Source organism: Bartonella sp. AD328YNZD (genome assembly GCF_042196425.1).
On record NZ_JBHIQG010000349.1, the window covers coordinates 1 to 2,362 of the forward strand.

At 35.1% G+C, this 2,362-nt stretch carries 1 protein-coding gene and 1 pseudogene; both read left to right on the plus strand.

The window, feature by feature from the left end:
* Positions 1-219: 219 nt before the first annotated feature.
* Positions 220-1,605 (plus strand): sigma-54-dependent transcriptional regulator, encoded by a 1,386-nt coding sequence (locus tag ACFIO3_RS11615; protein WP_375606755.1) that lies wholly within the window; start codon positions 220-222, stop codon positions 1,603-1,605.
* Positions 1,606-2,018: 413 nt separating this feature from the next.
* Positions 2,019-2,362: pseudogene (locus tag ACFIO3_RS11620) on the plus strand (phospholipase D family protein); the annotation flags it as partial.

Consider the following 2,362-nt stretch of genomic DNA (forward strand, 5'->3'; position numbering starts at 1 on the left):
GTTTCTATAACATTATTAAATTATCCCATGAGTCAATATGAAAAATTTGATGAAAATCAATGAAAAAGCAAAAAAATGGAAAAAAATGCCTTAATGTTGTATTTAATTGACAGCTTGATGAAGTTCGTAAGTGAAACACAAGAGGTAAAATATTTCTTATGGTTTACAACAATTTTTATATTAAGCTGCTGAGTAGTCTCAAAGGAGATTATTGACATTATGGTTGGTCCCATTCTTGTTGCGAGTGAAGATTATGGAAGACGTATAGAACTTTCTTCTATGCTGCGAGGTTTTGGTTATCGTGTCATTGAAGCAGAAAATGGTCTCCGTACGATTGATCTTTTACACAGGCGTAAAAACATTGTGCTCGCACTCCTTGATGTCGTTATGAGTGATTTGAGTGTGAGCGATTTGATTAAAATGATTAGAGTTGCTGGTGTTTCTGTTCCTATTGTCGTTATAGCACAACAAGAGAATCAGCATTTACTCCAGAAAGCTTTAACAGCTGGAGCTATTGATTATTGGATCCATCCAGTAACATTATTACGCGTAAGAGTTACTTTGGATATCCTTGCTCTTATTTCTGCCTTGGAGCATGAGGTTCGAGATATTCGGCGAAAAAAAGAGAATCATTTACGGTTTTCTGATCTTTGCGTAAAAAGTAGGGCTATGCAGATAGTGTTAGAACAATCGAGACAAGCAGCAACTTCTTTACAGAATCTTTTGATAGAGGGGGAAGCTGGAACAGGACGTGAGACTTTAGCTCGGATTATTCATCATGAGGGATTATTCTCGGAGGGTGTTTTTATTCGCTTTCAATGTTCAGCTATCGTTGATCCAGAAGAAGAAAATCAGCAGTGGTTTAAAGAATTCCTGCCATTGGTTTCTTCTCTTGAAAAAGGGACACTTTGCCTTTGTGATATTGATCGACTTGAGCCCATACAGCAAAAACGGTTTGCTCATTACCTTAAAGAAAGGGAAAGGGATACAAAAGGAGATTTTTTTCCTTTTCGGATCATTGCTATTTCAACATCACGTTTAAAGGATTTGGTTAATGAGAACTTTTTTTTGCATAGTTTGTTTGAACAATTTTCTCATTTGTCTATTAGCGTCCCTGCTTTACGAGAATTAAGGGATGATTTTCCAGAGATCACACAACGTTTGATTGATCGCATTATTACAGAAACAGGGCGATCACATGTCCATGGTTTAGCAGGCTCTGCTCTTTCCTTGCTTATGCAGTATGATTGGCCTGGCAATAGAAATGAGCTTGAAACCTTTTTATTTCGTGCGATTTTACTCAGTGAAGGACCGTTATTAACGGTTCGAGATTTTCCGCAATTAATGGGAAATTCATTAATGAATGTTCCCAATATCATTGAGGGTAATATGCAAGAAGATGATGAACAAGAATCGATAAAATTTTTGAATACTGATGGGCATGTGCGTACTTTTGCAGAGATGGAACATGATATTATCGAGAAAGCGGTTAAACATTATAAAGGACATATGAGTGAGATTGCACGCCGCCTTCATATTGGTCGCTCTACACTTTATAGAAAAATGGAAGAATTGAGAGCAATAAGAAATCAAGAACGAAAGTAAAATTCATAACAAATTTCTCCTCATGACAAGCATGAGTTTCAAAAAAATAGAGTGGATTTTGATAAATTTCGTGGGGGGAATCTTAAGAAAACAATCATTTATTGTAAAATTTATCTATAGAGGATGATTTTGTAGATTTAAATCAAATATAAATTTTATGTGACTATTTTAATCGTTTGTTTCAATTTATACAGTTTTGGTTAAGTTTGCATTTATTAAAACTATTAAAACAGAGAAGCATTTTTAAAAACTTTTAAATACTACCGCTAAAATTTTTGTATCATCAATATTAAATTTATACTCTCTTAAGCAAGAGGTGGCATTTTATCTGCTATACGATTAAGATGAAGTGATTAGTGTTATCGTTTGCATTACTGATGATGTGATAGTTTAAAATAGAAAGTTTGCCCTCTTTGACTCTTTTACAGATTATTATTGGTTTTGTCCTCTTTTTTTTTATTGCATCTATGTTGGCAATCTACACTTATGGGCGTTTTGTGAAAAATGCTAGGGGGCAATGTTCTTATGCGTTACCTATTCAGAAAGATGAAACTAAGCTTGATCGTATCGTCAGTCAATTAGCTGAGGAAGAAAATGGATTGGGGATTGATAAAGATGCCCTTTCCCTCATTATCAGCAATTTGGATGCGTTTTGTGTTCGTGCAATAGGAGCTGCAGAGGCTGGGCGTAGCCTTGATCTGATGTATTATATTTGGGACGATGATTTAACGGGGCGCCTATTATTAAGTGAAATAGT